This is a genomic window from Rhodanobacter denitrificans, assembly GCF_000230695.2.
GTDB classification, from domain to species: domain Bacteria; phylum Pseudomonadota; class Gammaproteobacteria; order Xanthomonadales; family Rhodanobacteraceae; genus Rhodanobacter; species Rhodanobacter denitrificans.
On the sequence record NC_020541.1, the window covers coordinates 1620034 to 1641527 of the forward strand.

General features: G+C 69.0%; 19 protein-coding genes. 6 read left to right on the forward strand and 13 right to left on the reverse strand.

Going from position 1 to position 21494, the window contains the following annotated elements; translation table 11 throughout:
- Positions 1-80: 80 nt before the first annotated feature.
- From R2APBS1_RS07295 to R2APBS1_RS07305, 3 genes are all read right to left on the reverse strand, one after another.
- Positions 81-305, reverse strand: a complete 225-nt coding sequence (locus tag R2APBS1_RS07295) for a helix-turn-helix transcriptional regulator (RefSeq protein ID WP_015447424.1) — start codon at positions 303-305, stop codon at positions 81-83.
- Between the two features lie 3 nt (positions 306-308).
- Positions 309-740 carry a hypothetical protein gene (locus tag R2APBS1_RS07300; RefSeq protein WP_015447425.1) on the reverse strand — a complete coding sequence of 144 codons (432 nt, stop codon included), beginning with the start codon at positions 738-740 and terminating at the stop codon, positions 309-311.
- A gap of 145 nt (positions 741-885) precedes the next feature.
- Positions 886-1368 (reverse strand): peroxiredoxin, encoded by a 483-nt coding sequence (locus R2APBS1_RS07305; protein ID WP_007513250.1) that lies wholly within the window; start codon positions 1366-1368, stop codon positions 886-888.
- A 140-nt stretch (positions 1369-1508) separates the two neighbouring features.
- On the opposite strand from R2APBS1_RS07305, the gene R2APBS1_RS07310 reads away from it, so the two are divergent.
- Positions 1509-1967, forward strand: a complete 459-nt coding sequence (locus tag R2APBS1_RS07310) for an Hsp20/alpha crystallin family protein (protein ID WP_015447426.1) — start codon at positions 1509-1511, stop codon at positions 1965-1967.
- A gap of 96 nt (positions 1968-2063) precedes the next feature.
- Positions 2064-2957 (forward strand): DnaJ C-terminal domain-containing protein, encoded by an 894-nt coding sequence (locus R2APBS1_RS07315; protein WP_007513253.1) that lies wholly within the window; start codon positions 2064-2066, stop codon positions 2955-2957.
- Between the two features lie 70 nt (positions 2958-3027).
- Here R2APBS1_RS07315 and pilH read toward each other — a convergent pair whose 3' ends face one another.
- The 9 genes from pilH to R2APBS1_RS07360 all read right to left on the reverse strand — a co-directional run bounded on the left by pilH (position 3028) and on the right by R2APBS1_RS07360 (position 14167).
- Entirely contained in the window at positions 3028-3393 is a 366-nt protein-coding gene (pilH, locus tag R2APBS1_RS07320; RefSeq protein ID WP_007513255.1) for a twitching motility response regulator PilH, read from the reverse strand.
- A 68-nt stretch (positions 3394-3461) separates the two neighbouring features.
- Positions 3462-4460 carry a YhdH/YhfP family quinone oxidoreductase gene (locus tag R2APBS1_RS07325; RefSeq protein ID WP_015447427.1) on the reverse strand — a complete coding sequence of 333 codons (999 nt, stop codon included), beginning with the start codon at positions 4458-4460 and terminating at the stop codon, positions 3462-3464.
- 22 nt (positions 4461-4482) lie between these two features.
- On the reverse strand, positions 4483-5079 hold the full coding sequence (locus R2APBS1_RS07330) for an LOG family protein (RefSeq protein ID WP_015447428.1): 597 nt from the start codon (positions 5077-5079) through the stop codon (positions 4483-4485).
- Between the two features lie 205 nt (positions 5080-5284).
- Complete coding sequence (gene lpdA, locus R2APBS1_RS07335; protein ID WP_015447429.1) at positions 5285-6709, reverse strand: dihydrolipoyl dehydrogenase; 1425 nt, start codon at positions 6707-6709, stop codon at positions 5285-5287.
- Positions 6710-6806: 97 nt separating this feature from the next.
- Positions 6807-7994, reverse strand: a complete 1188-nt coding sequence (odhB, locus tag R2APBS1_RS07340) for a 2-oxoglutarate dehydrogenase complex dihydrolipoyllysine-residue succinyltransferase (RefSeq protein WP_015447430.1) — start codon at positions 7992-7994, stop codon at positions 6807-6809.
- 84 nt (positions 7995-8078) lie between these two features.
- Positions 8079-10919, reverse strand: coding sequence for a 2-oxoglutarate dehydrogenase E1 component (locus R2APBS1_RS07345; protein ID WP_015447431.1), 2841 nt, complete (start codon positions 10917-10919; stop codon positions 8079-8081).
- Between the two features lie 317 nt (positions 10920-11236).
- Positions 11237-12187: a GNAT family N-acetyltransferase gene (locus R2APBS1_RS07350; RefSeq protein ID WP_015447432.1), complete on the reverse strand. Its 951-nt coding sequence runs from the start codon at positions 12185-12187 to the stop codon at positions 11237-11239.
- Positions 12184-13380 (reverse strand): ribosomal protein uL16 3-hydroxylase, encoded by a 1197-nt coding sequence (locus R2APBS1_RS07355; RefSeq protein ID WP_015447433.1) that lies wholly within the window; start codon positions 13378-13380, stop codon positions 12184-12186. Before R2APBS1_RS07355 ends, R2APBS1_RS07350 begins: the two co-directional genes overlap by 4 nt.
- A 34-nt stretch (positions 13381-13414) precedes the next feature.
- The gene (locus R2APBS1_RS07360; RefSeq protein ID WP_015447434.1) at positions 13415-14167 is read right to left on the reverse strand and encodes a sulfite exporter TauE/SafE family protein; all 753 of its coding nucleotides are present in this window, start codon (positions 14165-14167) and stop codon (positions 13415-13417) included.
- A 202-nt stretch (positions 14168-14369) separates the two neighbouring features.
- Here R2APBS1_RS07360 and R2APBS1_RS07365 point away from each other — a divergent pair, with 202 nt between their 5' ends.
- The 3 genes from R2APBS1_RS07365 (at position 14370) to R2APBS1_RS07375 (ending at position 18635) form a co-directional block, all read left to right on the forward strand.
- Positions 14370-16139: an assimilatory sulfite reductase (NADPH) flavoprotein subunit gene (locus R2APBS1_RS07365; RefSeq protein ID WP_174315864.1), complete on the forward strand. Its 1770-nt coding sequence runs from the start codon at positions 14370-14372 to the stop codon at positions 16137-16139.
- Between the two features lie 79 nt (positions 16140-16218).
- Positions 16219-17916, forward strand: coding sequence for an assimilatory sulfite reductase (NADPH) hemoprotein subunit (gene cysI, locus R2APBS1_RS07370; RefSeq protein WP_015447436.1), 1698 nt, complete (start codon positions 16219-16221; stop codon positions 17914-17916).
- Positions 17913-18635: a phosphoadenylyl-sulfate reductase gene (locus R2APBS1_RS07375; protein WP_015447437.1), complete on the forward strand. Its 723-nt coding sequence runs from the start codon at positions 17913-17915 to the stop codon at positions 18633-18635. The genes cysI and R2APBS1_RS07375 overlap by 4 nt, the downstream gene beginning before the upstream one ends.
- Positions 18636-18693: 58 nt before the next feature.
- On the opposite strand, the gene R2APBS1_RS07380 is transcribed toward R2APBS1_RS07375, so the two are convergent.
- The gene (locus R2APBS1_RS07380; RefSeq protein ID WP_015447438.1) at positions 18694-19689 is read right to left on the reverse strand and encodes a LysR substrate-binding domain-containing protein; all 996 of its coding nucleotides are present in this window, start codon (positions 19687-19689) and stop codon (positions 18694-18696) included.
- 301 nt (positions 19690-19990) lie between these two features.
- On the opposite strand from R2APBS1_RS07380, the gene cysG reads away from it, so the two are divergent.
- Positions 19991-21451, forward strand: a complete 1461-nt coding sequence (cysG, locus tag R2APBS1_RS07385) for a siroheme synthase CysG (RefSeq protein WP_015447439.1) — start codon at positions 19991-19993, stop codon at positions 21449-21451.
- Positions 21452-21494: the final 43 nt, after the last annotated feature.

The following is a 21494-nucleotide window of genomic DNA, read 5'->3' on the forward strand; positions in this document are numbered from 1 at the left end:
ACGAGAAAAACCCCGGCACGCCGGGGTTTTTCTCTGGGCGGAGGGTGTCGCGTGGCCCATTCCATTCCGGCCGACGATCGTCAAGTCCGGCCATGCGGTTTCGTCAGAAAGAACAACTGCTCGACCGGGGTGTCCAGCGCACGTGCCAGTTTGAGTGCGAGCAAGGTCGATGGAACCATCCGCTCCATTTCGATTGCATTGATCGATTTGCGCGTGGTTCCGATCAGGTCGGCCAATGCGTTCTGGGTCAAGTCTTTTTCCGCGCGCAGGATTTTCAGACGGTTCGCCAGTCGCTCTTCATGCATGGATCAACCCCGGTCGAGCAGCAGGAAAACCGCGAGGAAGGCGGTCGCCGCAAGCGCAATGACCAGTGCCGCCACCAGCTGACCGGGCACGCTGATGGTCACCAGTACGCTCAGCAAGCAGAACGACGCCAGCGCTCCCAGTACGGTGAAAAACGCCCACTTGCAGGCGTGGGTGATCGCCGACTGCCGCAATTCATCACGCATGACAGCGTCGCGTCTTTCCCGGATGGCGTTTTTCATGCCGCACGTCCGTTGCTGGCCCAGCCAGATGATGGCGAATACGATGGCGATGGCCAGTGCCTGAAGTAGCGCGCGCCTGGTATCGCTGCCAAGCACGAGCGTCGAGGCCAGAACGAGGAAGACGATCAGGGCGAGCCACACTCCGCGGCGCTCGTTCCTTACCAGCTTGTCTGTCTGATTATCCGTGTGCTGCATGTCGCTTCTCCCGGCGGTTTTCGAGTCATCGTGCTCGGGGTGAACATATAACCTATCAGTTCCATAAAGCAACCTATAGGTTACATTCATTTAAGCGACTTTATCCCGGCGCTGCTCGTCTGTGCACCAGGGGGCATCGGCAAAGTCACCGGCGGATCGCCGCCAGCATCGCCTCGGCCGTGGAGGCGCGCAGCTCGCCGGGCGCCTCCACCTGCAGCAGGCGCACCACGCCGTCTTCCGCGTACAGTGCAAAACGCCGCGCGCGCAGGCCCATGCCGAAGGCGGTGCCGTCCAGTTCCAGCCCCAGCGCGCGGGTGAAGCTGGCGTTGCCGTCGGCCAGCATCAGCAGGCCCGGGGGAACTTGCTGGGCGAGAGCCCATGCTTGCATCACATAGGCATCGTTGACCGCCAGGCACATCACCTTCACCCCGGCTTCGTGGAAGTCGGCGTAGCGTTCGACGTAGCCGGGAAGGTGCCGGTTGGAGCAGGTCGGCGTGAAGGCACCGGGGACGGCGAACAGCACCACGCGGCTTCCGGCAAACAATTCGCCGGTGCGGCAGGGGTGGATATTTTCGCCGACCGTCGACAGCTCGACATCTGGCAGCGGCTGACCGATCTGGATGGTCATGGGGGGCTTCCTTCGTTGGCGATTCCGCCATGCTAGCGCCGCGGGATGAAGCTTGTCGCCTTGAATCGAGGGCCATGCAAACCCATTTCCCGGGCAGGCGGCAGTGAGCCGCAATTTCCCACCGACGAGGAGATACGAGCATGAATCTGAGTCGCAACTTTCCGTGGAACCCGGCAAGCATGGCCAACGTCGGCGACATCCGCGAGGCGTTCGATCGCCTGCTGGGCAACCCGGCCGAGACGGACCAGTCCAACGTGGTGACCAGCCAGTGGGCGCCGCGCGTGGACATCAAGGAAGAGGACAAGCGCTTCGTGATCTATGCGGATGTTCCGGGCGTGGAGCCCGGCAGGATCGAGGTGAGCATGGAGAAGGGCATCCTCACCATCAAGGGCGAGCGCACCGTGGAGAACACTGAGCAGAACGGCAAGTTCACTCGCCTGGAGCGCTCGCACGGACTGTTCCATCGCCGCTTCGCGCTGCCCGACAGTGCCGATGCGGACGGCGTCACCGCCCATGGCAAGGATGGCGTGCTGGAGATCGTCATCCCGAAGAAGGCCGAGACCACGCCGCGCCGCATCACCATCAATACCGGCAGCTGAGGCATTTCCGCGAGTGTTGCGCAGGCGACCCGCCGCGGACGATGATCCGCGACGGGTCGTCGCGTGTGCAGGAAATCGAATCGGCGGGAGTGGTGCGTGGAATTCAAAGATTATTACGAGATCCTGGGCGTGAAGCCCGACGCCAGCGAGGCCGAGATCAAGGCCGCGTATCGCAAGCTGGCGCGCAAATATCACCCGGACAAGAACAAGGAAGCCGGCGCCGAGGAAAAATTCAAGGCAGTCAACGAGGCCAACGAAGTACTCAAGGATGCCGAGAAACGGCGCTCCTACGACCAGCTGCGGGCCGGCGGCTATCGGCAGGGCGAGCAGTTCCGCCCGCCCCCGGGTTGGCAGGGTCAGCAGGGTTTCGGCGGCGACGACGGCGACTTCAGCGATTTCTTCGAGAGCCTGTTCGGCCGCGGGGCGGCCCAGGGGCATCGGGGGCCGCCGCGGGCGCGTCGCGGCCGCGACGTGCAGGCCTCGGTGCAGATCGACCTGCAAACCGCGTTCGACGGCGGCCGCACGCGGCTGTCGATGCATGACTCCGCCAGCGGCGAGCGCGTGCTGGAAGTGAAGATTCCGGCCGGCATCCAGCCGGGCCAGGTGATCCGCCTGTCCGGCCAGGGCCAGGCCGGCATGGCCGGCGGGCCGAGCGGCGACCTGCTGCTGGAAGTAGGCATCCGCGACGATGCGCGTTTCCGTCTGGAGGGCCGCAACGTGGTGCACGTGCTGCCGATCACGCCGTGGGAAGCGGCGCTGGGCGCCACCGTGCCGGTGCCGACGCTGGCCGGGGCGGTCGACCTGCGCATTCCGGCCGGCTCGCAGTCGGGACGCAAGCTGCGCCTGAAGGGGCGCGGGATGCCTGGCGCGAATCCGGGCGACCAGCTGGTGGAGCTGTCGATTCGTGCGCCGACGGCGGAGAACGACCAGCAGCGGACGGCTTACGAGGCGTTGCACGAGGCGTTCAAGCACTTCGATCCGCGCCGCTGAGCCGTGCGGACGGCGCAAACGAAAACGGCGCCTGCAGGCGCCGTTTTTCGTGAACCCGATTCGGTGCGGATCAGCCCGGCAGGAACTCCTGCAGCGCCTTGAGCAGCTCCTCTTCCTTGATCGGCTTGGTCACGTAGGCCTTGGCACCCTGGCGCATGCCCCAGACCTTGTCGGTTTCCTGGTCCTTGGTGGTGACCAGGATGATCGGGATGTGCGCGGTATCGGCGTTCTTGCTGATCGTGCGGGTTGCCTGGAAACCGTTGAGGTTCGGCATGACCACGTCCATCAGGATCAGATCGGGCTTTTCCGCCTTGGCCACTTCCACGCCCGCGGCGCCGTCCTCGGCCGAAAGGGTCTCGTGCCCGAGTTTCTCGACGATCCGCTTGATACCCAGCAATTGCGACGGGGAGTCGTCGACGATCAGGATGCGTGCCATAAGGTGATAGTCCCTGCGAGTTTCGTTGATTCTAAGCCGTGGTGATGCTACTTCCAAGCATGGCTTCGTCAAAGCGTGCCTTCGATACGCACCAGGGTGCGCCCGAACGAGTCGCCGGCGAGCATGCGCGCAAACACTCCGGGCAGTTCGTCGAGGCCCGCTTCGCGCGTGACGATGCGTTCCAACTGCCGCGGCTTCCAGTCGCCAGCAAGTAGCTGCCAGACCCTGTCGCGCAGCTCGCGGGCGGTGCCGGCCGAAGCGATGCCGAGCAGGCTCACGCCACGGATGATGAACGGCATCACCGTGCTGTCGAATGCGATGCCGCCGGCGTTGCCGCAGATCGCCACGTTGCCGTACGGCGCGATGAGCGGCAGCAGGCCGCCGAGCATGCCGCCGCCGACGTTGTCCAGCGCGCCGCCGAAGCGGGCAGAGTCCATCGGCTTGCCGCTGAAGGCGAGCTGGTGGCGGTCGATGCAGTCCGTGGCGCCGAGGCTGCGCAGGAAGTCGAAGTGGTCCGCCTTGCCGCTGATCGCATGCACTTCGTAACCGGCGCGACTGAAGATGTCGATCGCCAGTTGACCGACGCCGCCGCTGGCGCCGGTTACCGCGATCGGGCCGAGCGCCGGCGTTTGCCGGTTGTCCTGCATGCGCAGCAGAGCCAGTGCGGCGGTGAAGCCGGCGGTGCCGAGGATCATGCTCTCGCGCAGGCTCAGGCCCGGCGGCAGCGGAATCGTCCAGCGCGCGTCGAGGCGCGCGTATTCGCCGTAGCCGCCGTCGCGTGTCTCGGACAGGCCGCTGCCGGTGCACAGCACCGCGTCGCCTTCCCTGAAGGTGGGGTCGGTCGAGGCGACCACGTGACCGGCCACGTCGATGCCGCCGTTGAGCGGATAGGTGCGCAGGATCCGGCCCTTGCCGGTGCCGGCCAGCGCGTCCTTGTAGTTCACCGAGGAATAGGCAACCTTGACCAGCACTTCGCCGGGCAACAGCGCGGCGGCGTCCATGGTTTCGACGCCGGCGCGGTAACCGGCGTCGTCGTGGTGGATGCGAAATGCGCGAAAGCTGGTCATCTTGATGTCCCTCGCCAGCCGCTCAGGCGCTGACGCTGCTGGTGTCGATCCACTTGGGAATGTAGCTGCCTTGATAGCTCTGCATCCAGTCGAACAGCACGGAGGCGTCGTCGCCAAACCAGATGCTGTCGCGCTGTTCGGGGCGCACGAAGTGTTCGTCGACCATGTGTTCCATCATCGTGCGCAGGTCACGGTAGTAGCCGCGCACGTCGAGAAAGGCGCAGGGGTAGCGGTGCAGGCCAAGCTGGGCCCAGGTCAGCATCTCGAACATCTCGTCCATCGTGCCGAAGCCGCCGGGCAGGGCGACGAAGGCGTCGGACAGCTCGTACATGCGCGTCTTGCGCTGGTGCATGGTCTCCACGACCACCAGCTCGCTCAGGCCCGGGTGCGCCACCTCCAGCTCCACCAGCTGGCGCGGAATCACCCCGATCACCTTGCCACCGCCGGCGAGTACCGCGTCGGCCACCACGCCCATCAGGCCGACCTTGCCGCCGCCGTAGACCAGCGCGATGCCGCGTCGGGCCATTTCCGCACCGAACGCGCGCGCCTGTGCGGCATACTCGGGATGCCGGCCGCTGCTGGAGCCGCAGTAGACGCAGATGGCGGTGGGTTGGGGCATGCGGGCACCGAAAGTCTCGGGACGTCATCCCAGCGAAAGCTGGGACCCAGTGTCTTATGCGGCGACGGCAAAGGCACTGGATTCCGGCTTTCGCCGGAATGACGACGGGAAAAGCAAACGGCCCGCCAGTGTTGCCATGAGCGGGCCGCGTGGATCCCGGATCGGCGCACATTCTTGTGCTGTCCGGGATGAGCGCATCCTGCGCTCAATTGCCCTTGTGGATGGCGCGCTTGTCGACCGACAACGCGGCCTCGTGCACGGCCTCGGACAGGGTCGGGTGGGCGTGGACGATGCGCGCCAGGTCCTCGGAGGAGCCCTTGAACTCCATCGCCACCACGCACTCGGCGATCAGCTCGGAGACGCCCGGGCCGACCATGTGCACGCCGAGAATGCGGTCGGTGTCGGCGTGCGCGAGCATCTTCACCTGGCCCACGGCCTCGTTCATCGCCACGGCGCGGCCGATGGCGGCGAACGGGAAGGTGCCGACCTTGTACGGGATGCCGGCGTCCTTCAGTTCCTTTTCGGTCTTGCCGGCCCAGGCGATTTCCGGCTCGGTGTAGATCACCCACGGGATCGTGTCGAAGTTGACGTGGCCGGCCTTGCCGGCGATCCACTCGGCTACGGCGATACCTTCCTCGGAGCCCTTGTGCGCCAGCATCGGGCCGCGCACGGCGTCACCGATCGCCCACACGCCATCGACACCGGTGTGGTTGTGTTCGTCGACCACGATGCGGCCGCGCTCGTCCAGCTTCACGCCGGTGTCCTCTGCCAGCAGGCCGGCGGTGTAGGCGCGGCGGCCCACGGCCACCAGCAGCTTGTCGACCACCAGCTGCTGCTCGCCATCCTTGTCGGTGTAGGTGAGGTGCACGCCATCCTTTTTTGCCTCGGCCTTGTTGAGCTTGGCGTTGAGCTTGATCGACAGGCCCTGCTTGGCGAATTCCTTGGCGGCGACCTTGGCGATGTCGGCGTCGGCGGCGGCGAGAAACTCCGGCAGCGCCTCGATGATGGTGACCTCGGCGCCCATGCGGCGCCACACGCTGCCGAGCTCCAGGCCGATCACGCCGGCGCCGATCACGCCCAGGCGCTTCGGCACCTCGGCGAAGTCCAGCGCACCGGCGTTGTCGACGATCGCCTTGCCGTCGAACTTGGCAAACGGCAGCTCGATCGGCACCGAGCCGGAGGCGAGGATCACGTTGGTGGCGCTGAGGGTCTGCCTGGAACCGTCGGTCGCGGTGATCTCCACGCTGTTACCCTTCAGCAGCTTGCCCTTGCCGTGGAACGCGGCGACCTTGTTGGCCTTGAACAGCTGGCCGATGCCGCCGGTGAACTGCTTGACGATCTTGTCCTTGCGGCCGATGAAGGTGGCCATGTCGACCTTGGCGCCTTCCACGCTGATGCCGTGCACCGGCAGGTTGTGCGCGATGTTCCAGTACTGGCGCGAGGAATCCAGCAGCGCCTTGGACGGGATGCAGCCCACGTTGAGGCAGGTGCCGCCCAACGCCTGCTTGCCGTCCTTGCCACTGAAGTCGTCCACGCAGGCAGCCTTCAGGCCCAGCTGCGCGGCGCGGATCGCGGCCACATAGCCGGCCGGACCGGCACCGATGACGATGACGTCGAATTTGTCGCTCATGGTTTTGGTGTCCTTGAAAGCGGGAACAGGGAACGGGGAACGGGGAACAGAGAAGGCTTTTGCCATTCCCCGTTCCCTGTTCCCCGTTCCCGCGTCATTAGAGACCCAGCAACATCCGCTGCGGATTTTCGAGCTGGTTCTTGATGTCGACCAGGAACAGCACCGCGTCCTTGCCGTCGATGATGCGGTGGTCGTAGCTGAGCGCGATGTACATCATCGGCGCGGCGACGATCTGGCCGTTCTCGACGATCGGGCGTTCCTTGATCGTGTGCATGCCGAGGATCGCGCTCTGCGGCGGGTTGACGATCGGCGTGGACAGCAGCGAGCCGAAGGTGCCGCCGTTGGTGATGGTGAAGGTACCGCCCTGCAGGTCGTCCAGCGACAGCTTGTTCGCGCGCGCCTTGACGGCGTAGTCGGCGATGCCTTTCTCGACGTCGGCGAAGCTCATGTCCTGCACGTCGCGCAGCACCGGCGTGACCAGACCCTTGTCGGTCGACACCGCGATCGAGATGTCCTGGTAGCCGTGGTAGATCACGTCGTTGCCGTCGACCGACGCATTGACGAACGGGTAGCGCTTCAGCGCCTCGGCGGCGGCCTTGACGAAGAAGCTCATGAAACCGAGCTTGATGCCGTGCTCCTTCTGGAACGCCTCGCCCAGCGTCTTGCGCATCTTCGACACTTCGCCCAGGTTCACCTCGTTGAACGAGGTGAGCATGGCGATCGAGTTCTTCGACTGCATCAGGCGCTCGGCGATGCGCGCGCGCATGCGGGTCATCGGCACGCGCTCTTCCGGACGCGCGCCCGGGGTCGGCTTCGCGGCCGGCGCGGCGGCAGGAGCCGCGGCGGGGCGGGCGCCGGCGTTGACCACGTCTTCCTTGATGATGCGGCCGTCGCGGCCGGTGCCGGCGATGGCGGAGGTGTCGACCTTGTTCTCGGTGGCGACACGCTGCGCAGCCGGCGAAAGCGCGGCGGCGGCGGTTTTCGGCGCGGCGGGGGCGGGAGCCGGGGCGGCGGCTGCCGGCGCCGGTGCCGGCGCGGCGGCCACGGCGCCTTCCTCGATGATCGCGATGATCTGCTCGCTGTTCACCGTGTCGCCGACCTGGTGGCGGATTTCCTTCAGCACGCCGTCGACCGGCGAGGGTACTTCCAGCACCACCTTGTCGGTTTCGAGGTCGACCAGGTTCTCGTCGCGCTTCACCGCGTCGCCGGCCTGCTTGTGCCAACTGGCGATAGTGGCGTCGGAGACGGACTCGGGCAGGACGGGGACTTTGAGTTCGATGGACATGGGAATCCTTGAGTTGGTGCGCTCATCCATGATCGCGGAGATCAAGAAGCGGCCATCCTGGCCGCATTGTTCAGGGAAGCTGCTTTATTCCGCGGCGTGGTCGGTGCCCACCGGGGCGGCCAGCGCCTGTTCGACGAGCGCGGTCTGTTCCGCGACGTGGGTGTTGTGGTGGCCGGCGGCCGGCGCCGGCGAGCGCGCACGCCCCGCGTAGGAGAGGCTGTGCCTGGCTCCGATGCAGGCTTGCAGGTGGTGGCGGATCTGGAACCAGGCGCCCTGGTTCATCGGCTCCTCCTGGCACCAGATCACTTCCTTGGCGGAAGGATACTTGTCCAGTTCGGCCGTCACTTCCCCGCGCGGGAACGGATACAGCTGCTCGACGCGCACGATCGCCACGTCGGCCAGCCCGCGCTTGTCGGCTTCCTCCAGCAGGTCGTAGTAGACCTTGCCGGAACACAGCACCACGCGCTTGACCTTCTTCGCGGCCAGCGCGCGGTGCTCGCCGATCACCAGCTGGAAGCTGCCGTTGGCCAGCTCGTCCAGCGTGGACACCGCCAGCTTGTGGCGCAGCAGCGACTTCGGCGTCATCACGATCAGCGGCTTGCGCGCGGCGCGCAGCATCTGCCGGCGGATCATGTGGAAATCCTGCGCCGGCGTGGTCGGCACGCAGACCTGCATGTTGTCCATCGCGCACAGCTGCAGGAAGCGCTCCAGGCGCGCGGAGGAGTGCTCCGGGCCCTGGCCTTCGTAGCCGTGCGGCAGCAGCAGTACCAGGCCGCACAGGCGGTTCCACTTCGCCTCGCCGGAGCTGATGAACTGGTCGATCACCACCTGCGCGCCGTTGGCGAAGTCGCCGAACTGCGCTTCCCAGATGTTGAGCGTGTCGGGGTCGGTGGTGGAGTGGCCGTACTCGAACGCCATCACCGCCTCTTCGCTGAGCAGCGAGTCGATCACCTCGACGTCGGCGCCCGCGCGCACGGTGGCCAGCGGCATGTAGGTATGGCCGTCCTTCTGGTCGTGCAGCACGGCGTGGCGGTGGAAGAACGTGCCGCGGCCGGAATCCTGGCCGACCAGGCGCATGTCGTGGCCGGCCTCGACCAGGGTGGCGTAGGCCAGGTTCTCGGCGAAGCCCCAGTCGGCCGGCAGTTCGCCCGCGGCCATCTTGCGACGGTCGTCGTAGATCTTCGCCACGCGGGCCTGCAGGGTGAGGCCTGCGGGCACGGCGAGGATCTTGCCGGCCAGCTCCAGCAGCTTCGGCTTCGGCACCGTGGTGTCGGTCGGCGTGGACAGCTTGCCGCCGAGGAAGCGGGCCCAGTCGACGTGGCCGTCGCGCACCGGCGCCGGGTCCAGCTCGGTCATCGGCGCGCCGGCTTCCAGCCGCTCGCGGTAGGCGTTGAGCTGCTTGGTCGCCTCGCCCTCGGCCAGCACGCCTTCCTTCACCAGCTGCTGCTGGTACAGGTCGCGCGCGGTCGGGCGCTTCTTGATGATCTGGTACATCACCGGCTGCGTGGCGGCCGGTTCGTCGGCCTCGTTGTGGCCGTGGCGGCGGTAGCAGACCAGGTCGATCACCACGTCCTTGCGGAACTGCTTGCGGAACTCGTAGGCCAGCCGGGTCACCAGGATCACCGCTTCCGGGTCGTCGCCGTTCACGTGCAGCACCGGCGCGTTGACCATCTTGGCCAGGTCGGTGCAGTACATGGTGGAGCGCGCGTCCTGCGGGTTGGAGGTGGTGAAGCCGACCTGGTTGTTGATCACGACGTGCAGGCTGCCACCGATCCTGAAGCCGCGCGCCTGCGACATGTTGAACAGTTCCATGTTCACGCCCTGGCCGGCCAGCGCGGCGTCGCCGTGGATCAGCACGGCCATCGACTGCGTGTGCGCGGTGTCGCGGCGGCGGGTCTGGCGCGCGTGCACCGAGCCGGTCACCACCGGATTGACGATCTCCAGGTGCGAGGGGTTGAACGCCAGCGCCACGTGCACGCCGCCCCTGGGCGTCTTGACGTCGGCGGAGAAGCCCATGTGGTACTTCACGTCGCCGGAGTGGGCTGGATCGTCGGGGTGGTCGAAGCGGCCCTCGAACTCGTCGAACAGGGTCTTCGGCGGCTTGCCCAGGATGTTGACCAGCACGTTGAGGCGGCCGCGGTGGGCCATGCCGATCACCAGCTCCTTGATGCCGTTGTCGCCGGCGGCGCGCACCACGTCGTCGAGCATCGGGATCAGGCTGTCGCCGCCTTCCAGCGAGAAGCGCTTCTGGCCGACGTACTTGGTGTGGAGATAACGCTCCAGGCCCTCGGCGGCGGTGAGGCCGTCCAGCACGCGCTGCTTGCCGGGCTTGTCCAGATCACTGCGGCCGGCGGCCTGTTCGAGCCGGCTGTAGATCCAGTTGCGCTGCTCGTGGTTGCTGATGTGCATGAACTCGGCGCCGATGGTGCTGGCGTAGGTCTTCTGCAGGTGGCTCAGCAGCTCGCGCAGTTTCAGGCGCTGGCCGCCGCCGGCGTAGTTGCCGGTGTCGAATTCGGTGTCGAGGTCGGCATCGGAGAGGCCGTGGAAGGCGAGGCCGAGATCCGGCGCCGGCATCTTCTCGGTCAGGCCGAGCGGGTCGAGCTCGGCGGCGAGGTGGCCGCGCGAACGGTAGGCGGTGAGCAGGCGCAGCACACCGGCCTGCTTGCGCGCGTGCTCATCGCTGACCGGCGCGGCGGCGGCGCCGTTGTGGCGCTGCTTCTGCGCCGCCTCGATGCGCGCGATCGCCGCGGCGTGGGAGACGTCACCCGATTCGCGACCCTTGAAGGAGGCAAAGTAGTTGGCCCATTCGGCCGGCACCGACGAGGCGTCGGCCAGCCAGGCGTCGTAAAGCGATTCAACGTAATCGGCGTTGCCGCCAGCGAGTTGGGAGGATTCGAAGAACTCGCGGATCAGGTTTGTAGTCACGTCACCACCGGCAGGGAAGGGATGCTTGCGGCCATCCGCGTGACCTTTGAGGTCGCGGCTTCCGTCCGGTTTTCAAGCCCGGCGGGCCGCTCGTACGGATGACTGGGGAGAATCCCGACGATTATAGCCTTTGGCTGCTGCGACGCGGCAACCCGCAGGCCGCCCGGAATGGCCGTTTGACCGGCCTGTCCGACGATGGTCTAACACGCCTTTCGCCGCAGGCGGCGCTTCCACGCGATTTGCCGTGATCGCACGGCAGCGCCGCCGGAGGGAACGCCGGGCCAGCCGCCGTTCAGCCGGTGCCGGTCAGGGCATCCCTAAAGTCCCAGCGCCTGCAACTCGCTGGCTGGTTCGGCGCGCTCCCACACCGCGTCGAAGTGCTGCTGCAGCGGTGCCAGGCCGGCGCGGTCGCGGCGCGCGGCACGGCCCTGCGCGCGGTCGGCCTCGGGCAGGAACAGGTAGCCGCCGGCATCGTTGAGCAGGTAGGCCGAGATGTAGGCACGGTCCGCTTCTTCCACCGGCGTGCGGATCTGGATCGCACTGCTCAGGCGCTGGGCCAGTGCCACCAGCCGGTGGTCATTGCGCAGGGCGGCGGCCGGGTCGTGCAGCAGGATGCGGATCTGCGCGCCGCGGCCGGAGATCGCGATGCGGCGCAGCTCGGCCAGCTCCTCCGCGCTGGCGTAGCTGTCGTGGCCCAGCAGCGGCAGGTAGAGGCACAACTGGTGGCGTGCATCGGCCAGCAGCTGCCGGCGCGCGTCGGCCGTCTCGCCGCGCGTGCCGGCGGGCAGCGTGCCGAGGTCGCGCGGCGGCTCGGCGTCTGTGGCCGCTGCGGACAGGTCCAGGCGCATCGCCCGGTGCGCCAGGCCGGCGTCCTCGAACTCCTCGCCCTGCGCGACGAAACCCTCGCGTTCGTAGAAGCCGATCGCGCTGACCTGGGCGTCCAGCGCCACGTCCGGCCAGCCCTGCGTGCGGGCGCGGGCGACCAGTTCGCGCAGCAGCGCCACGCCGACGCCGCGACCGCGCCATTCCTGCAGCACGGCCATGCGGCCGATCTTGCGTGCCGGCGTGAGCCGGCCGCAGCCGATCGGCCGGCCCGCGTCGTCGCGCGCCAGCACGTGCCAGCAATCCGTGTCCAGTCCGTCGCGTTCGCGCTGCTCGGGCACGCCCTGTTCCAGGATGAACACCTCCTCGCGCAGGTCGAGCAGGGCGGTGCGCTGGTCCTCGCGTAACCAGTCGGCAATCTCGAGGTGGAAATCCTGCAGCTTCATCGGCGGCGGCGCGGCTTGTGCGGCTGCAGGTGGCCGTCGTTGACCAGCGCCAGCAGCAGCGCGCGTTCGGTGGCATCGAGCTTGCGCGCGACCTCGAGCGTGCGCTGTTCGCACAGCTGTTGCGCCAGCGCCGGCGTGGCCGGGTACGGCTGGCCGCTGGCGTACAGCGTGCAGCCGGCCTTGCCGCGGCTCCACGCCAGCCGCGACCACGGGTGGCGCAGCAGCTGCGCGCCGGCATCGAGCCGTTTCGTCAGCGCGGCCTCGGTCAGCGGCCTGGCCGGCGGCGCCGGTACCTGCGCGCTGCGGTAGCGGGTGACGAAACGGCCGAACCAGTGGCGCAGCAGGTCCTCGCGCAACGCGGCGGCAAACGGCAGCGCGTCCTTCAGCCGCTCGATCGCGGCACGGTCGATTTCGCCGGCGGCGGTGGCCGGCCTGAGGTCCGGATCGGCGTAGCGCAATTCCTCCGGCAGGCGCTCGGCGATGTAGTCGGCCAGGTCGCCGGTCAGCTCGGCCTGGGAGGGCGCGCGCATGCCCACCGAGAACGTCATGCAGGGGCCGCCGAAGGCGACGCCGTCGTGCGGCACGCCCGGCGGCAGGTACAGCATGTCGCCCGGCTCCAGCAGCCATTCGTGGGTCGGCTCGAAATGCACCAGCTGCTTAAGCTCCACGTCGGGACGGAACGCCTTCGGTGCCAGCGGGTCGTCGCTGATCGCCCAGTGGCGCTGGCCCAGGCCCTGGATCAGGAACACGTCGTACTGGTCGACGTGCGCGCCGACGCCGCCGCCGGGCTCGGCGTAGGAGACCATCACGTCGTCCACCCGCCAGCTCGGCAGGAAGCGGAAGTGTTCCAGCAGTTGCGCCACCTCGGCGTCCCACTTGTCGACGTCCTGCACCAGCAAAGTCCAGTCGGCGTCGGGGGTGTTGGCGAAGTCGGCCTCGTCGAGCGGACTCGACTTGACCTGCCAGCGGTCGCGCTTCGCGTCGTGCACGATCAGCCGCGCCAGCGCGCCCGGCTCGCAGGCCAGGCCGGCCAGGTCGTCCGGCTGCAATGGCGGCTGGAAACCGGGGAAGGCGTGGCGGATCAGCAGCGGGCGCTTCTGCCAGTAGTCGCGCAGGAAGCGGGCGGGCGGCATGCCCAATGGCTGTCTGGCGGAGCCGCGGACTTCGATCGGAAAGGGGGCAGGCTGGGTCATGCGCGCATTGTAGCGGCGCCCCGTGCAGCGGATGTCAGTAGAACGCCTTCACCACGTTGCTGAGCCCCAGTCCCAGCACCGCCGTGGCAGCCAGCAGCGTCGCGGCTCGCGCCGGCATGTAGCGGGCGAGCAGCGCGCCCAGCGGCGCGGCGGCGACGCCGCCCACGATCAGGCCGAGCACGGCGGTGCCGTGGGTGGCGCCGACATGCAGCAGGAAGCTGACGCTGGCGGCGGCGCTGACCGCGCACTTGGCCAGGTGCACCGTGCCGATCACCGTGCGCGGCGTGGCGCCGCGGGCGACCAGGGCGGTCACGGTCAGCGCGCTCCAGCCGCCGCCGGCCACGGTATCGGCGAAACCGGCGACCAGTCCCAGTGGACGGGTGGCGCGCGGCACCACGTCGTCGTGGCCGCGGTCGGCCCGGGTCGCCCGGCGCAGCAGGAACACGCCCATGGCCAGCATGTAGACGGTGAGCGCCAGTCGCATCCCGTCTGCCGGGACGTGGCTGACGACATAGGCGCCGATCACCGCGCCGATCGCGCCGGGAACGGCGAGCGTCCAGAACAGCTGCCGCCGCACGTTGCCGGCTGCCAGGTGGCTGAGGCCGGAAGCGCCGCAGGTGAAGGTCTCCGCGTAATGCACGCTGGCGCTGGCCACGGCCGGCGGCAGGCCCAGGCCCAGCAGCATCGCCGCGGAGACCACGCCGTAGGCCATGCCCAGCGCGCCATCGACCAGCTGGGCGAAGGCGCCCACGGCGGCGAAGCTGAGGAATTCGGCAAGTGGCGGCATGGACGGGAGGCAGTATGCGACGCGGAAGTGTAGCAAGTATCGAAAACGGCTCCGCCGTGCGGAAGTGAGGCCTCGGCATAAGCACATGCCGACACGTCCTTTGCCATGGCCTGCGCCAGAACATACGTTGGACGTCCAGAAGTATGGACGTCCAGACGGAGAAGCCGTGAACCAGGCCGCCTTGTCGAACCTTGCCGCAGCCATGCCCGCTGCGGAGCAGCTGGCCCAGCTGGTCCGCGGACTGGAAGGGCTGAGTGCGGCGCAGCTGTACTGGGTTGCCGCGTGGAGCGCGGCGCAGGCCGAACAGGTGCAGCGCGTCGGCACGGCGGCGGCCGCGCCGACGGGGCAGCCGGCCGCGCGGTTGACGGTCGTCTACGGCAGCCAGACCGGCAACGCGAAGCGCATCGCCGAGCAGGTCGCCGGCCGTGCCGAAGCGGCCGGCCTGCCGGTGCGGTTGCTGCGTGCCGATGCCTATCCGCCGCGCGAGCTGACGCAGGAACGCCACCTGCTGCTGGTGATCAGTACCCAGGGCGACGGCGAACCGCCGGACGATGCGCGCGGCCTGTTCGAGTTCATCGGCGGCAAGCACGCGCCGAAGCTGCCGGCGCTGCAGTTCGCCGTGCTGGGGCTGGGCGATTCGAGCTACCCGCAGTTCTGCACGATCGGGCGCCGGCTCGACGCGCGCCTGGCCGAGCTGGGTGCCACCCGCTTCAGCGCCTTCGGCGAGGCGGACGTGGAGATCGAGGCGGTCGCCGCGCCGTGGACGGAGCGGGTGCTGGATCGGGCCGGCGAATTGCTGAAGCAGGTCGGCCCGCCGCCGCGGGTGACCCCGCTGCACGCCGTGCCAAGCCGCCATGCGTACTCCCGCGAGCAGCCGTTCGCCGCCAGCGTGCTGGCCAACCAGCGCATCGTGGCGCGCGACAGCGCGCGCGACGTGCGCCATGTCGAGTTGTCGCTGGAAGGCTCCGGCCTGCATTACCAGCCCGGCGATGCGCTGGGCGTATGGCCGCGCAATCCGCCGGCGCTGGTCGGGCAGTGGCTGGAGGTTTTGCAGCTGGACGGCGCGCAGGAGGTCGCCCACCAGGGTCGCACGCTGCCGCTGCGGCAATGGCTGGATCGCGAGCGCGAGATCACCCGGCTGCATCGTGGCTTCATCGCCGCGCTGGCGGCCGCCGGCGGCCACGATGCATTGGTCCGGCTGCTGCAGCCGGAACAGTCGACGCAGCTCGCCGCCGTGCTGGCCGACGACCAGCCGATCGACCTGTTGCGTCGCTACCCGGCGACGTGGCAGCCCGCGGCCTTGCTGGCTGCGCTGCGGCCGCTGGTCCCGCGGCTGTATTCGATTGCCTCCAGCCCGAAGGCGGTAGGCGAGGAAGTGCATCTGACCGTGGCCGTGGTCGACTACGAGGCACACGGCAGTACGCACTGGGGTGCGGCGTCGGCCTTGCTGGCCGCGACCGCCGAGGACGGCAGGTTGCCGGTCTTCATCGAGCCGAACGAACGCTTCCGCCTGCCCGCCGACGACTCGCGCGACATCATCATGATCGGTCCGGGCACCGGCGTGGCGCCGTTCCGCGCATTCGTGCAGGAACGGCGCGAGAGCGGTGCCACGGGCCGCAACTGGCTGTTCTTCGGCAACCGCCACTTCGCCAGCGATTTTCTCTACCAGGTGGAGTGGCAGCAGGCATTGCAGGACGGCTCGCTGCACCGGCTCGACCTGGCGTTCTCGCGGGACACCGAACAAAAAACCTATATCCAGCAGCGCCTGCGCGAGCAGGGCGCCGAGCTGCATGCGTGGCTGGAAGGCGGCGCGCACATCTATGTCTGCGGCGACTCGAAACACATGGCGCGCGATGTCCACGCCGCCCTGATCGACGTGGTCGCGGTCCACGGCGGCCACTCCCCCGAGGCGGCGCAAGCCTGGCTCGGCGAACTCCTGCAACAGGGCCGCTACGCCCGCGACGTGTACTGAGATTTATTTCTGCGTTCATCCGTGAACGCGAGAGTCAAGAAGCGGCCATCCATGGCCGCACTCTTAAGAAAAGCACCCCATGACCTCCCATCTCGAACACATCAAGGCGGCCAGCCGCCATCTGCGCGGCACCATCGCCGAGGGCCTGGCCGACCCGATCACCGGTGCGATCGGCGAGGACGACACCAAGCTGCTGAAGTTCCACGGCAGCTACCAGCAGGACGACCGCGACCTGCGCGAGGAGCGCCGCCGGCAGAAGCTGGAGCCGGCGTACTCGTTCATGCTGCGCGCGCGCCTGCCCGGCGGCGTGGTGACGCCGGCGCAGTGGCTGGTGTTCGACCGCATCGCCCGCGAGCATGCCAGCGGCACGCTGCGCATCACCACGCGGCAGACCTTCCAGTGGCACGGCATCATCAAGCGCCGGCTGAAGCCGACCATCGCGGCGATCCACCAGGCGCTGGCTACCACCATCGCCGCCTGCGGCGACGTGGTGCGCAACGTGGTCAGCACGGCGAATCCGGTGGAATCGGCCGCGCACGCCGAGGCGTATGCCTGGGCGACGCGGCTCTCCGCCGAGCTGGCGCCGAAGACGCACGCCTATCACGAGATCTGGCTGGACGGCGAGCAGCTGCATGGCGACGCTCGTCCCGTGGAAGAGCATGAACCGCTGTACGGCGCCACCTACCTGCCGCGCAAGTTCAAGATCGGCCTGGCGATCCCGCCGCTCAACGACATCGACGTGTTCGCCCAGGACCTGGGCCTGATCGCGATCGCCGAGCAGGGCGTGCTGCGCGGCTTCAACATCGCCGTCGGCGGCGGCATGGGCGCGACCCATGGCGACGCCACCACCTATCCGCGGCTGGCCAGCGTGATCGGCTTCGTCACGCCCGAGCAATTGTTCGGCGTGGCCGAGGCGGCGATCGGCGTGCAGCGCGACTGGGGCGGCCGTGACGAACGCAAGCACGCGCGGCTGAAGTACACGCTCGACCGGCACGGCGTGGACGCGTTCAAGGCCGAACTGGAATCGCGCCTGGGGTACGCGCTTGCCGCGCCGCGCGCGTACCGCTTCGCGCACAACGGCGACCGCTACGGCTGGGTCGAAGGCGGCGACGGCCGCTGGCATCTCACCCTGCACATCGAATCCGGCCGGCTCGCCGACACCGGCGAACGACGCTGGCTCACCGGCCTGCGCGAACTGGCGAAGGCGCATGCCGGCGACTTCCGCCTGACCTGCAACCAGAACGTGATCGTGGCCAACGTCGCGGCGGGCGAGCGCGAGCGCATCGACGCGATCGTGCGCGAGCACGGCCTGGACGGCTACCGCCGGCAGAGCGCGATCCGCCGCCACGCGATCGCCTGCGTGGCACTGCCTACCTGCGGCCTGGCGATGGCCGAGAGCGAACGCTACCTGCCGGCGCTGCTGCCGAAACTGGAAGCGCGGCTGGACCATCACGGCCTCGCCGACGCGCCGATCCTGCTGCGCCTGTCCGGCTGCCCGAACGGCTGCTCGCGGCCCTACCTCGGCGAGATCGCCCTGGTCGGGCGCGGGCCGGGGCGCTACGACCTGCGCCTGGGCGCCGACTTCAGCGGCCAGCGGCTGAACCAGGTCTACCGCGAGAACGTGGACGAGGCGGCGATCCTCGCCGCACTCGATCCGCTGTTCGCGCGCTATGCCGCCGAGCGCGAGGACGGCGAGGGCTTCGGCGATTTCCTGCTGCGCGCCGGCGTCCTCGCGCCGCTGCCGTCGCGGCGCATTCCGGCGGAGCTGGTCGCGTGAGCGCGGCGCTGCTCGAGCAGGCGCCGCACGAGCCGCGGGCGCTGGCCGAATTGAACGCCGTGCTGTCCCGCCTCGATGCCGAACGCCGGGTGGCATGGGCGCTGGAAAACGTCGCCGGCGAGCACGTGCTGTCGTCCAGCTTCGGCGCGCAGTCGGCGGTCTCGCTGCACCTGGTGACGCGGCAGCGGCCGCAGCTGCCGGTGGTGCTGATCGACACCGGCTACCTGTTTCCCGAGACGTATCGCTTCGTCGACGAGTTGACCGGGCGGCTCGGGCTGAACCTCAAGGTATACAGCTCGCCGCTCAGCCCTGCCTGGATGGAGGCGCGCCATGGGCGGCTGTGGGAGCAGGGCGTGGCCGGGCTCGACCGCTACAACCGGCTGCGCAAGGTCGAGCCGATGCAGCGCGCGCTGGCCGACCTGCACGCGGTCGGTTGGTTCGCCGGCCTGCGCCGCGGGCAGTCGAGGAGCCGGGCGGCGATCGAGTTCGCCGGGATCCGCAACGGCCGCTGGAAATTCCACCCGCTGGCCGACTGGAGCGACCGCGACATCGGTCAGTACCTCGCGCGCCACGGCCTGCCCTACCACCCGCTGTGGCAGCAGGGCTACGTCTCGATCGGCGACAGCCACACCAGCCGTCGCTGGGAGCCGGGCATGGACGTCGAGGACACCCGTTTCTTCGGGCTCAAGCGCGAATGCGGACTGCACAGCCTCGCGTAGGCTCGCCGCCCCGATCCCGCTGGCATCCCATCCGGCGCGGCGGGATGCCGATCAGGCTTCAGGCCGCATCGGGCAGCGCCGCGGGCGACCGCTCGCGCCAGTGCGGCACCGCCGACCACTCGGCCGGCACGGTGTCGGCGGCGAGCGCGCGCACCACGTCGCGGCGGTCCAGGTGCGGCGCGAACTGCGTGATGAACTCCAGCACGTATTCGCGCAGCACGCTCTCGCGGCGCAGCACGATCCAGGTCGTGCACTGGGGGAACAGATGGTCGGCCGGCAGCGCGCGCAGGTCGGTGTCGCCGTCCTGCATCGCCATCTCGGCCAGCACGCCGATGCCCAGCCCGGTGCGCACGTAGGTCTTGATCAGGTCGGCGTCGCCGGCGGTCATCGCGATCTGCGGGCGCAGGCCGCGCGCTTCGAACGCGCGGCGCAGCGAGGAGTCGGCCTTCAGCGAGGAGTCGTAGCTGACCAGCGGCAGCGTGGCCAGTTCGTCCAGCGAGGGCTGCCGTCCGCTGGTGGCCAGCGGGTGCTCCCGCGGCGCCACGATCACCCGCTGCCAGCGGTAGGCCGGCAGCGCGAAACCGATCGGCGGCGGGGCGCCGGCGGTGCTGATCACCGCCAGGTCGACGCGACCGGCTTCCAGCTGGGCCAGCACTTCGCCGTCGCGGCCCGGCTGCAGGTGCACGCTGACCTGCGGGTAGCGCTGGTTCAGCGCGCCGATCGCGGCAGGCAGGGCGAAGCGGGCCTGGGTGTGGGTGGTGGCGATGCGCAGCTCGCCGTGCGCCTCGTTGCGCAGGTTGGCGGCGATCGCGCGAATGTTGGCCGCCTCGGCGAGGATGGCGCGGGCGCGTTCCAGCACGTGCCGGCCGGCCTGGCTCACCGCGTCCAGGCTCTTGCCCTTGCGCACGAACAGCTGGAAGCCCAGCTCGTCCTCAAGCTGCTTGAGCTGCTTGCTGAGGCCGGGCTGGGTGGCGTGGACGCGCTCGGCGGCCAGCGTGATGTTGAGGCCGGAGTCGGCGATGGCGACGAGGTAGCGCAACTGGGTCAGCGTCATGGCGATGGGCTCGTGGACGGTCGGGATCGTTGGGTCGAGGCACGAACGGGGCACGAGTACATCGGGCGGCGCGAACCGGCATCGTGTGCGGCACATGGGTGCTGGCGGATTCGTGGCGGTCGGCGTCGATGATCATGTACGGACGTCTATATGTCTATTTGATAAAATGGTCAAGCGTGGCGTTGCGCGAGGCGTTACATGACGGGAAGGCATATGCGCGGCCGCACAAGTCATTTGCCGCGCCGGCGAATGCTGCGTAGCGTGCCGGCGACTCCCTTGCCTGCGATGCGATCCCGCCCGAATGAAGCTGTATCCCCTGTTCGCCGACCTGTCCCGCCGCGCCGTGCTGGTGGTGGGCGGCGGCGCGGTGGCCGAGCGCAAGGTGGCCGCGCTGCTCGGTGCGCAGGCGCAGGTCACGGTGAACGCGCCCGTGCTCACCCCGCAGTTGCAGCGCTGGGCGGCGGCGGGGCGCATCGCCCACCGCGGGGATGCGTTCCAGGAAGCCTGGCTGGAGCGGGTCTGGCTGGTGGTGGCGGCGACGTCCGACGCCGAGCTGAATCGGCTGATCGCCACCCTGGCCGGGCTGCGGCGGATCTTCGTCAACGTGGTGGACGACGCGGTGCTGTCGAGTTTCCACGTGCCGGCGCTGGTCGACCGCGCGCCGCTGACCATCGCCATTTCCAGCGGCGGCGCGGCGCCGATGCTCTCGCGGCTGCTGCGCGAGCGACTGGAGACGCTGCTCGACCCTTCGCTGGGCGCGCTGGGCTTGCTGGCGGCGCGGTTGCGTCGGCGCATCCGCCTGCGCCACCCGGAGCCGGCGACGCGGCGACGTTTCTACGAAAACCTGTTCGCTGGGCCGGTGGCGGACCTGTTGCGGCATGGGCGGCCGGAGGACGCGCGGCAGGCGGCGGAGCAGGCGCTGGCCGCGACACCCGCGGCCCCGGCCGGCTCGGTGCTGCTGGTCGGCGCCGGCCCCGGCGATCCGGGCCTGCTGACCCTGCGCGCGCTGCGTGCGCTGAACGAGGCCGATGTGATCATGCACGACCATCTGGTCAGCGCCGAGGTGCTGGCGCTGGCCCGGCGCGACGCCGAGCGGATCGAGGTGGGCAAGCGGGCCGGCCACCACCACACCACCCAGGACGGCATCCATGCGCTGCTGCTTGAGCACGCGCGGGCAGGGCGGCGGGTGGTGCGGCTGAAGGGCGGCGACCCGTTCGTGTTCGGCCGCGGCGGCGAGGAGCTGGAGTTCCTGCGCGCCCACGGCATTCCCTATGAAGTGGTGCCCGGCATCACCGCGGCCGTCGCCTGTGCGGCGCACGCCGGCGTGCCGCTGACCCATCGCGACCACGCGCAGTCGGTGCGTTTCGTCACCGCGCACTGCCAGTCCTCGCGCGACAGCCTGGACTGGGCTGCGCTGGCGCAGGAGCGGCAGACCCTGGCCGTGTACATGGGCGTGGCCGAGCTGACCACGCTGCAGGCGCGCCTGCTCAAGCATGGCCGCGCGCCATCGACGCCGTTCGCGCTGGTCGAGAACGGCTCGCTGCCGCAGCAGCGGGTGGTCACCGGCAGCTTGGCCGACCTGGTCGAGCGCGCGGCGTTCCACGCGGTGCGTTCGCCGGCGTTGCTGATCCTGGGCGAAGTGGCGTCGCTGGCCACCTCGCTGGCCTGGTTCGGGGCGCCGCCGCTGGGCGCGGCGGTACACGCCATCCGTCCCGCGCGGGCGGCCACCACCGACGCGCTGGCAGCGGTCCATCGCGCCTGACGAAAATCTTCACCTGGGCGGGCGCATGATCGCGCGACGCTTT

What these genes read in the sequence shown, in the direction of transcription:
- R2APBS1_RS07295 (WP_015447424.1), bottom strand. Translation starts at nt 305, where the DNA reads ATGCATGAAGAGCGACTGGCGAACCGTCTGAAAATCCTGCGCGCGGAA.
- R2APBS1_RS07300 (WP_015447425.1), bottom strand. Translation starts at nt 740, where the DNA reads ATGCAGCACACGGATAATCAGACAGACAAGCTGGTAAGGAACGAGCGC.
- R2APBS1_RS07305 (WP_007513250.1), bottom strand. Translation starts at nt 1,368, where the DNA reads ATGACCATCCAGATCGGTCAGCCGCTGCCAGATGTCGAGCTGTCGACG.
- R2APBS1_RS07310 (WP_015447426.1), top strand. Translation starts at nt 1,509, where the DNA reads ATGAATCTGAGTCGCAACTTTCCGTGGAACCCGGCAAGCATGGCCAAC.
- pilH (WP_007513255.1), bottom strand. Translation starts at nt 3,393, where the DNA reads ATGGCACGCATCCTGATCGTCGACGACTCCCCGTCGCAATTGCTGGGT.
- R2APBS1_RS07325 (WP_015447427.1), bottom strand. Translation starts at nt 4,460, where the DNA reads ATGACCAGCTTTCGCGCATTTCGCATCCACCACGACGACGCCGGTTAC.
- R2APBS1_RS07330 (WP_015447428.1), bottom strand. Translation starts at nt 5,079, where the DNA reads ATGCCCCAACCCACCGCCATCTGCGTCTACTGCGGCTCCAGCAGCGGC.
- lpdA (WP_015447429.1), bottom strand. Translation starts at nt 6,709, where the DNA reads ATGAGCGACAAATTCGACGTCATCGTCATCGGTGCCGGTCCGGCCGGC.
- odhB (WP_015447430.1), bottom strand. Translation starts at nt 7,994, where the DNA reads ATGTCCATCGAACTCAAAGTCCCCGTCCTGCCCGAGTCCGTCTCCGAC.
- R2APBS1_RS07350 (WP_015447432.1), bottom strand. Translation starts at nt 12,187, where the DNA reads ATGAAGCTGCAGGATTTCCACCTCGAGATTGCCGACTGGTTACGCGAG.
- R2APBS1_RS07355 (WP_015447433.1), bottom strand. Translation starts at nt 13,380, where the DNA reads ATGACCCAGCCTGCCCCCTTTCCGATCGAAGTCCGCGGCTCCGCCAGA.
- R2APBS1_RS07360 (WP_015447434.1), bottom strand. Translation starts at nt 14,167, where the DNA reads ATGCCGCCACTTGCCGAATTCCTCAGCTTCGCCGCCGTGGGCGCCTTC.
- R2APBS1_RS07365 (WP_174315864.1), top strand. Translation starts at nt 14,370, where the DNA reads ATGCCCGCTGCGGAGCAGCTGGCCCAGCTGGTCCGCGGACTGGAAGGG.
- cysI (WP_015447436.1), top strand. Translation starts at nt 16,219, where the DNA reads ATGACCTCCCATCTCGAACACATCAAGGCGGCCAGCCGCCATCTGCGC.
- R2APBS1_RS07380 (WP_015447438.1), bottom strand. Translation starts at nt 19,689, where the DNA reads ATGACGCTGACCCAGTTGCGCTACCTCGTCGCCATCGCCGACTCCGGC.
- cysG (WP_015447439.1), top strand. Translation starts at nt 19,991, where the DNA reads ATGAAGCTGTATCCCCTGTTCGCCGACCTGTCCCGCCGCGCCGTGCTG.